Source organism: Amycolatopsis acididurans (genome assembly GCF_012328925.1).
In the GTDB taxonomy this organism is placed as follows: Bacteria; Actinomycetota; Actinomycetes; order Mycobacteriales; family Pseudonocardiaceae; genus Amycolatopsis_E; species Amycolatopsis_E acididurans.
The window spans coordinates 355807-364870 of record NZ_JAAXLS010000003.1 but is presented as its reverse complement, the minus strand read 5'-3'; the positions used below and the strand labels follow the sequence as shown (position 1 = coordinate 364870).

Annotated in this window: 7 protein-coding genes; 2 read left to right on the top strand and 5 right to left on the bottom strand. The window is 71.3% G+C overall.

The window, feature by feature from the left end:
* Positions 1-192 precede the first annotated feature (192 nt).
* The 3 genes from HFP15_RS08355 to HFP15_RS08345 all read right to left on the bottom strand — a co-directional run bounded on the left by HFP15_RS08355 (position 193) and on the right by HFP15_RS08345 (position 1957).
* Positions 193-789: a CBS domain-containing protein gene (locus HFP15_RS08355; RefSeq protein WP_168513177.1), complete on the bottom strand. Its 597-nt coding sequence runs from the start codon at positions 787-789 to the stop codon at positions 193-195.
* 19 nt (positions 790-808) lie between these two features.
* Positions 809-1438, bottom strand: coding sequence for a response regulator (locus HFP15_RS08350; protein ID WP_168513175.1), 630 nt, complete (start codon positions 1436-1438; stop codon positions 809-811).
* Between the two features lie 249 nt (positions 1439-1687).
* Positions 1688-1957 (bottom strand): hypothetical protein, encoded by a 270-nt coding sequence (locus tag HFP15_RS08345; protein ID WP_168513173.1) that lies wholly within the window; start codon positions 1955-1957, stop codon positions 1688-1690.
* Between the two features lie 356 nt (positions 1958-2313).
* On the opposite strand from HFP15_RS08345, the gene HFP15_RS08340 reads away from it, so the two are divergent.
* Both HFP15_RS08340 and HFP15_RS08335 read left to right on the top strand, forming a co-directional pair.
* Complete coding sequence (locus tag HFP15_RS08340) at positions 2314-3084, top strand: GAF and ANTAR domain-containing protein (protein ID WP_168513171.1); 771 nt, start codon at positions 2314-2316, stop codon at positions 3082-3084.
* A 73-nt stretch (positions 3085-3157) separates the two neighbouring features.
* Positions 3158-4768 (top strand): PAS domain-containing protein, encoded by a 1611-nt coding sequence (locus tag HFP15_RS08335; protein WP_168513169.1) that lies wholly within the window; start codon positions 3158-3160, stop codon positions 4766-4768.
* Here HFP15_RS08335 and cydD read toward each other — a convergent pair.
* Both cydD and cydB read right to left on the bottom strand, forming a co-directional pair.
* Complete coding sequence (gene cydD / locus HFP15_RS08330) at positions 4731-8051, bottom strand: thiol reductant ABC exporter subunit CydD (RefSeq protein ID WP_168513167.1); 3321 nt, start codon at positions 8049-8051, stop codon at positions 4731-4733. The two genes, HFP15_RS08335 and cydD, sit on opposite strands and share 38 nt — an antisense overlap.
* Positions 8048-9061 (bottom strand): cytochrome d ubiquinol oxidase subunit II, encoded by a 1014-nt coding sequence (gene cydB, locus HFP15_RS08325; protein ID WP_168513165.1) that lies wholly within the window; start codon positions 9059-9061, stop codon positions 8048-8050. The genes cydD and cydB overlap by 4 nt, the downstream gene beginning before the upstream one ends.
* Positions 9062-9064: the final 3 nt, after the last annotated feature.

Below are 9064 nucleotides of genomic sequence, written 5' to 3'. Positions count from 1 at the left end.
TTCCAGCAGCTGGTCCAGTTGGTCGCGGGACTCGGCCAGCTGCCCGACGCGGTCCTGGACCTCGTGCAGGAGCTCGTTCAGCCGCAACTGCGACAGCGTCTCCCGCATCGGCGGCGTCGGGCGCTCGGACCCCACCCCCACAGCCATACCTCCATGTCGTTGTCGATCAATCGTCCGTTGTGGACTCGTAGGTCAGTGTGCGGACGCCGTTTCCTCGACGCGGACGCCGGTGACGCCGGGCAGGGAACTGGCGATGACGGTGGCGATGTGGCGTTCGGTCTCGTTCGCGCCTTCGCTGGTGAGAGTGGCGACGCCGTCGGTGACGGTGACCTGCCACGGTTGCCTGCCGGCGGCGGCGAGGTGGTGGCGGACGTCGCGGGCGATGATGTCGTCGTCGCGGCCGATGGTACGCAGCAGGTCGCGGCGGCTGACGATGCCGGTGACCTCGTCTCCGTCGAGGACGGGGATGGCGCGCAGGTGCTTGTCGAGCATCAGCCTGCTCAAGGTGGCCACGTGCGTGCCGGGCTGTGCGGTGATCACCTTCGTGGTCATCACGTCCCCCACGAGCGTGCCCGGCAGCGGCGGGCTGGGCGTGCCGCTCCGCGGATCGGGCGGAGTGCGGTGGCCGAGCAGGTCGGCTTCGGTGACCAGCCCGGCCAGGCAGCCTTCGCCGTCGACGACGGGCAGTGCGGTGAAGCCGTGACTGGTGAGGACGTGGGTGGCCTGCCGGAGGTAGGTGTCGGCCGTGACGGTGACGACCGGGCTGGTCATGATGTCTTTGGCTCTCACCGGTGAGCCTCCTCGGTGGTCAGTCGCGCAACTGGGTGGCGAGGACGGCGGCCTGGGTGCGGCGTTGCAGGCCGAGTTTGTGCAGGGTGCGGGAGACGTAGTTCTTCACCGTCTTCTCGGCGAGGTACATGCGCTGGGCGATCTGCCGGTTGGTCAGGCCCTCGCCGATCAACTCGAGCAGCTGCCGCTCCTGTGCGGTGAGATGCGCGAGCGGGCCCTGGGGTTCGGCGGCCTTGCGCAGGCGCTGCATGAGGGCCGCGGCGGCGCGGTTGCCGAGCAGGGAGTGGCCGGAGCCGACCGCATGGACGGCGCGGGCCAGTTCCATGCCCTGCACGTCCTTGACCACGTAGCCGCCGGCACCGGCCAGGATCGCGTCGAGCATGGCTTGTTCGTCGGTGAACGAGGTCAGGATCAGGCAGTTCAGCGTGGGCGTTCGCGAGCGCAGGTCCCGGCACAGCTCGATCCCGTTGCCGTCGGGAAGGCGCAGGTCCAGCACGGCGATGTCGGGCCGCAGTGCGGGGATGCGAGCCAGGGCCTGGGCGGCCGTGGACGCTTCGCCGATCACGGTCAGCTCCGGGTCGCCGTCGAGCAGATCGGCGACGCCCCGGCGCACGACCTCGTGATCGTCAACCAGGAAGACACGGATCATGGCCGGTGAATACCCGTCGGGACGCTGGCTCACACGCCGGATGCCGATCGGTCGGAGAGAGCAGCAATGGGCCCGTCCGAGGGCGGAACTTCCCCGTCTTGCGACGTTAGGTCAATCCAGGTCCGAAGAACCTCGACACTATGATCCAGCACCCCGGACGGGCGGCCGGGCGCCCCGGCGGCATCGAGTATCGCGGGTATCCGCCGCAGGCGTCAGGAGGCGAAAGTCCCTTGTTCAGCTGGCGTTCACCTAGGGAGTGCGGCGATGCCGGCCGTGCCATTCGCTGCTGTTCCTCGTTTTCGGTCGTTGGCCGCTATGGTGCCGGTTCGGCTCGTCCTGTGGCGGAGCGTCTTTGATGATGTTTTTGTCGGCAACGAGAATCGCTTCGCCCGGGGTGGCCGCGTCCTCGATCGGAATCCAGTTGCTGCCATCCACGTCTTGGATGCTCCCGTCGGTGACGGTCCCGATTCTCAGGTGAATGACGCCGGCGGGCCCGCTGGTGCGGTCGATGTAGATCACTCGGCGTCCCGGTGTTATCGCCGGAATCTCGCTCAACTGCGCTCCCCGTGCTCCGATGTCGGTAGGCCGCCGGGGTCCAGAGCGGAGATACGAAAGTCCCTGCCAGGCAAGGAATCCACAACGTACGCGGCATCCGCCTCGATGACCATAGCCCGTTGGAGTGGCGAGGTACGCGACATTTCGGTTGATAGTCGTTCCGGCCGGGAGCGAGGGCTGATCGGGGCGCGCTGCTGTGATAGGTTCAAAGGCCCCGCGGGACTTCGCGACGGTGTCGCGGTGGAGAATTTTTTTCCGGCTCGAGCAGTGGCGTCGGAAATTGTTCATTCATGGCTGTTCAACTCGTGGGGAGGAATGCCATGGAAACAATGGACGCGGGCGCCCAGAAGGTCGCGGACGCGGTCTTCGACCTGGTGTCGAGCGTTGTCCCCGGACGGTCGGGGCGCGAGTTCGTCGGGTTCCTGGACCGGATCGGTGACGCGCATCTGCGAGTCTTCGGCAGTCTGACGACAGCGGTGGTCGGGCTGCTCGATATCGCCGGTGCGGGCGTCATCCTCGGCGACGCCGAGTCGCCGGTCCTGCGGAGCTTCGGTGGCACGCCTGCCGAACTCGGTGTGCTCGACGAGATACAGATCCGGTGGCGTCAGGGGCCGGCGATCGACTGCCTGGCCAGGGGTGAAACCGTCCAGGCGCCGGACTTGGACACGGTGCGGCGGCGCTGGCCGGCGCTCGCGGAACCGGCCGCGCAGGTGGGTATCACGGCCTTGGCGGCGCTGCCGATGCGGGCGCACGACGGCCTGATCGGCAGCATGACGCTGGTGCGTACCCGGCCTGGTTCGCTGGATCCGGTCGGTGAGAACGTCGTGCAGGTTCTGGCCGACGCGGCCGCCATCGCGGCGCTGCGCGACTACAGCCTCGAGCAGGCTGACACGCGTGTCCATCAGTTGCAGACCGCGTTGGACAGTCGCGTCCGTATCGAACAGGCCAAAGGCGTGCTCGCCGCGCGGCTGGACATCACGCCGGACGAGGCGTTCGTGTTGCTGCGTAACACCGCGCGCAGCAGTAACCGCAAACTCACCGACGTATCCGATGATGTCCTCTCCGGGCGCACGAGCGTGAAACAGCGGTAACGGCGCTTATTTCTACGCCGGGATGCCGGAAGTCGGCGTCCCGGAAAGCGCGGTGGGCGGGCAAAATGGTGCGATGGTGTCCGTGGATTACGAGTCGGTTTTTCGCGCCGGTCCGTCGCCGATGGCCGTGTTGTCACCAGATCTGGTGATACTGGCGGTGAACGAGGCGTACGAGCGGGTGTCCGGGCGGACCGATGCGGAGCTGGCGGGCAGGTCGATTCTCGAGGCGTTCCCCGACAATCCCGAAGATCCGCAGGGCGCGCGGGCGTTGCGGGCGTCGCTGGAGCGGGTACTGGCGACGCGGCAGCGGCATGTGATGGCGTTGCAGCGGTATGACGTGGCCGTGCCGGACCAGCCGGGCATGATCGAGCAGCGGTACTGGAGCCCGGTGAACAGCCCCGTGCTCGACGAATCCGGCGCCGTGCGGCTGATCCTGCACCGGGTCGAAGAGGTCACCGATGTCCTGCGGGAGGTCCGCGAGGGCGGCGATGCGGCCGGCGATGCGGCCGGCGCCCGGGCGGAGGTGTATGCGCGGAGCCTGGAACTGCAGGAGGCCAACCAGCGTCTCGCCGCCGCGGCGGACGTGACGACGAGGCTGCTGGCCGACGCCCCGGCGGAGGAGGTGCTCGAACTGATCGCGGCGCGGGCGCGGGAGATCGCCGGTGCGGATCAGGTGGTGGTGCTGGTGCCCAGCGCCGAGCGGGAGCAGCTCGTCGTGGCCACCGCCAGCGGCGCCAGGGCCGAGGCGTTCCGCCAGCTGCGGTTGCCGATGTCGGGGCCCGAGCCGCAGCCGTTGAGCGTGCGGGTGTACCACCGGGGGCAATCGCTGATCACCGAGGACGCGAGCGAGGTCGCGCGGGCGGCCGGGCTGCCCGCCGACCTCGAGGTGGGCGCCGCGGCGCTGGTGCCGCTGGGGCAGGGGGAGCAGGTGCGGGGCGTGCTCGCCGCGATCAACCGTCCCGGCAGCGAGGTCCTGACCAGTGCGGTCGTGCGCGCGCTGGAGCCGTTCGCGGCGCAGGCCGCGCTGGCACTGGAACTGGCCGAACGGCGTCATGACGCGGCGCGGCTGCTGGTGCTCGAGGACCGCGAGCGCATCGCCAAGACACTGCACGAATCCGTGGTCGGCAGGCTCTTCCAGATGGGCATGGACCTGACCGCGATGCTGAAGATCGTGCAGAACGAGATGGTCGCGCGGCGGGTACGCCAGATCGTCACGGACATGGACGAGGCCGCGCGGCAGCTGCAGGCCGCGGTGTTCGGCATGCGGGCCCGTGCCGAGGGCGAGCGAAGCGTCCGGGAGCGGATCCAGGACCTCATCGGCACCGCCGCCGACACGATGGATCTGACCACGGTGTCGCAGCTGGACTCCGGGCTCGACGCGGTGCTCGAGCCGGAGGCCGCCGATCACCTGCTGGCCGTGCTGCGGGAGGCGTTGTCCAACGTGGCCCGCCACTCCGGCGCCACCCAGGTCACGGTCATGGTCGACGTCGAACGCGAACCCCGGCGCCTGGTCGCCACCGTCGAGGACGACGGCGACGGCACGCCGGCGGACGCGCGGGGCGGCGGCCTGGACACCATGATCGAACGTGCCCGCGCGCTGGGCGGCTCGCTCGAGATCGGCGGCGCACCGCGCGGCGGAACGCTGGTCACCTGGCAGATACCACTGCCTGGTCCGGACAACTAGCCGACCGGCCGAGCCGCACGACCGGCAGTGCCGGGAACTCGTCCGGCCGGTGCGTCACCACCACGGCGGGCCGTTCGGCGGTGAGCGCGGCGATCTCGCCGGCCAGCCGCGTCGCGGTCCGGCCGTCGAGGTGCGCGGTGGGCTCGTCGAGCAGCAGGAACGGGCGGTCGGCGAGGATCGCCCGTGCCACCCCGAGACGCTGACGCTCGCCGCCCGAGACCTGCGTGCCGTGTGCGCCGAGAGCCGTGTCGAGCCCGCCGGGCAGGCTCGTGAACCAGTCGCCGAGGCTCGCCCTGTGCAGGCACCGCACGAGGTCCGCGTCGCTGGTGCCCGGCCGGGCCAGCACCAGGTTCTCGCGAAGCGTGCTGTCGAACAGGTGCGTGCCGGCGCCGCACCAGGCGATCTGCTCGCGCACCGCGTCGCCGCCGAACGCGCGGGTATCGGTGCCGTCGAGCCGGACGTGCCCGGCCGACGGGGCGAGGTAGCGCATCATCGCGGCCAGCGTCGTGCTCTTGCCCGAGCCGGAGGGCCCGGCGAGCACCACGCCGCGGTCGGCGACGGTGAGGTTCACGCCGGTCACGGCGTCGGTGGTCGTGCCGGGCCAGCGCACGGCGAGGTCTTCGGCGGCCAGCACGGCGGGTTCGGCGATCGGCAGCGGGTTGTCCGCGTCCGGGCTCGGCGTGATCGTCGCGGCGAGGTCCGCGAGGCGGGCCGCGCTGTGCCGGGCGCTCAGCAGCCGTTGCGCCGCTTCCGGCAGGGCGGCCACGAGTTCGGTGGCGGCCAGCGGAGTGAGCGCGAGCACCGCGAGTTCCGGGCCGGGCAGGCGGCCCGCGCGGAGTGCGGCGACACCGGCGAGCAGGCAGCCGAGCATGGTCGCGCCGATCGAGAACGTGCCCAGCCCGGTGCCCAGACCACGGGCGGCGGCCGACCGGCGCAGGGCGCGGGTCAGCCGCGCGGAGGTCGCACGTAGCGCCTCGTGACGCCGCTGATGCGCGCCGAACGCGATCAGGTCGGGGGAGGCTTCGAGGATCTCGACCGTGCCGGAGGTGACGTCGGCCCGCAGGGTCGTGGTGTCGCGTTCGGCCTTGCGCGCGAGCAACGCCGACAGCGCGGGCGCGACCACACCGGCGCACACCAGCCCGGCGAGCAGGATCAGCCCGGCCGCCGGCAGCAGCAGCCCGATGGCCGCCGCGGTGCCGAGCGCGACGATCGCGGCCGACGCACCGGGCACGATCACCCGCACCAGCATGTCCTGCCGGCTGTCCACATCGGACACCATGCGGTTGAGCAGGTCCCCGCGCCGGATCCGCGCGGTGACGGCGGGACCGATCCGCACGAGCGTGGCCCACACCTTCACCCGCGCTTCGGACACGGAGCGGAGCGCGATGTCGTGGGAGAGCAGCCTTTCCGCGTACCGCAGCACGCCCTTGGCGATACCGAACGCGCGCACCGCGACGATCGCGACGGTCAGTGTCAGGATCGGCGGATGCAGGGCGGCGGTGGAAATCAGCCACGCCGACGTCGCGGTGAGCGCCACGGCGCTGCCCAGCGCCCCCACGCCCGCCGCGATCGCCAGCCACAGCCGCCACCGCCCCGGCTGCCGCTCCGTGACGGACCCCCGCGTGGCGTTGCCGACCGCGAGGGGCTCGCTCACCGCGGGCGCGGCCGCGTGGTGCGGAAGCTCGTAAACGGTGTCGCACAGGGAAAGGACCGCGGTCCGGTGGGTGACGATGACCGCGGTGCGGTCGTCCAGGATCTCTGGAAGGCGGTCCAGGATGGCGGCCTCGGTGCCGGCGTCGACACCTTCGGTCGGCTCGTCGAGCAGGAGCAGCGGCCGGTCCAGCAGCAGGGCACGCGCGAGCGCGACACGCCGCTGCTGCCCGGTGGACAGCCCCGCGCCGAGTTCGCCGACCTCCGCGTCGAGGGGGACGTCGAGTGCGGCGGCCTCGGCCGCGTGCGCGACCTCGCCGGTGGTGGCGTCCGGCCGGCCGAGGCGGATGTTGTCGGCGACGGTGCCCGCCAGCAGCCTCGGCCGCTGCGGCACCCACGCCACGCGCTGTTGCCAGGCGGTCCGGTCCAGCTCCGCCAGATCCACGCCGTCGGCGTACACGCGACCCTCGTCCGGCGAGTACCAGCCCAGCAGCAGGTCGAGCAGCGTGGACTTGCCGGCACCGCTGGCTCCGGTGATCCCGACGACCTCACCCGGCTCGATACGCAGGTTCACCCGGTCCAGCACCGGAGCGGAACGGCCCCGCACGGTCACGCCACACAGCCGCAGCGGCACCCGGGACGGATCGGGTGCGGGCGCGCGGGACGGGCCTTCGCCGGGGGAGCCGTCGAGCAGTTCGAAGATCTCCTCCGCGGCGGCGACGCCTTCCGCGCTGTCGTGGAAGCGCGCCCCGACCGCGCGCAGCGGCAGGTACACCTCCGGCGCGAGGATCAGCACCACGAGCGCGGTGTGCAGGTCGAGGTTCCCCTCCACCAGCCGCAGGCCGATCGACACCGCGATCAGCGCGACCGACAGGGTCGCCAGCAGTTCCAGCGCCAGCGCGGACAGAAACGCCACCCGCAGCGTGCGCATCGTCTGCGTCCGGTAGCGCTCGGTGACCTCACGCAGGCTCCGCAGCTGCGCCTTGGCCCGGCCGAACGCGGTGAGCACCGCGAGCCCGGCGACGAGGTCGAGGAAATGGTTGCCCAGCACGGCCAGCGTGCGCCATTGCCTGCCCACCTCGCGCTGCGTGTACAGCCCGATGAGGATCATGAAGATCGGGATGAGCGGCACCGTGATCCCGACGATCACCGCCGCCACCCAGTCGGCCAGCAGGATCCGCGCGCCGACGACCGCGGGCACGACGGCGGCGATGAGCAGGGTCGGCAAATACCGCGCGAAGTAGCCGTCGAGCCGGTCCACCCCGCGGGTGGCCAGGTTCGCCAGTTCGGCGGGGGAGCGGCCGGCCTCGCGCGCCGGGCCGGTGCGCAGCACGCGGTCGATCACGGCGGTCCGCAGTTGTGCCAGCACGTCGGCGGAGGCCCGGTGGGCCAGCGTCTCCGACAGCCACGACAGCACGGAGCGCCCGGCCACGACCAGCGCGAGCAGGCCCGCCGTGACGGCGAGCGCGCCGAGTCCGTCGCCGTCGAGGAACGCGTGCGAGAGCGCGGACGCGAGCAGGTCGGCCTGCGCCAGCACCAGCAGCGCCGTGAGCACCCCCAGTGCCGCGCAGCCGATGATGAACGGCCGCGCGGCACGGGCGTACCGCAGCAGGCGCGGATCGAGGGGTTTCACGAGGGCAGCCCCTGCGTGGCGGGGATCGAGTCGCGGGTGATCCGCTTGCGGAACACCCAGTACGTCCAGGCCTGGTAGCCGAGCACGATCGGGGTGAACACCACCGCGACCCACGTCATGATCTTGAGCGTGTACGGCGTCGAGGACGCGTTCGTCGTCGTCAGGCTGTTCGCCGCGTCGGTCGTCGAGGGCAGCACGTCCGGGTACAGGGAACCGAACAACGCCACCGTGGTCGCCACGATCGCGGTCGCCGTCAGCAGGAACGCCCAGCCTTCGCGGCCGCGTGCGGTGGCCGCGACCGCGGCGACCAGCGCGACGGCCGCCACGCCCACGGCGATCCACGTCCAGCCCTTGCCGTGCGCGAGCTGCGTCCACAGCAGGAACGCCGCGCCGCAGGCGATCGCGAATCCGCCGACCGACCAGGCCGCCGCGCGCGCCCGGCGTCGCAGATCGCCGGTCGTCTTCAGGCTGAGGAACACCGCCCCGTGCATGGCGAACACACTGAGCGTGGTGAGCCCGCCGAGCAGGGCATAGGGGTTGAGCAGGGTGAGGAACGAGCCGGTGTAGTGGTGCCGTGCGTCGAGGGGAACGCCGCGCACGATGTTGCCGAACGCGACGCCCCACAGCAGCGCGGGCACGAACGACCCGGCCACGATCGCGGTGTCCCAGCCGCGCCGCCAGCGCGCGCTGTCGATCTTGCCACGGAACTCGAACGCGACCCCGCGCACGATCAGCGCCACCAGGATCACCAGCAGGGCGAGGTAGAACCCGGAGAACAGGTTCGCATACCACAGGGGGAACGCGGCGAAGGTCGCGCCGCCGGCGACGAGGAGCCAGACCTCGTTGCCGTCCCACACCGGGCCGATCGTGTTGATCATCACCCGCCGGTCGGTGTTGTCGCGGCCCAGCACCGGAAGCAGCATGCCGACCCCGAAGTCGAATCCCTCGAGGACGAAGTAGCCGGTCCAGAGCACCGCGATGAGCAGGAACCAGATGTCGGTCAAAGGCATTGC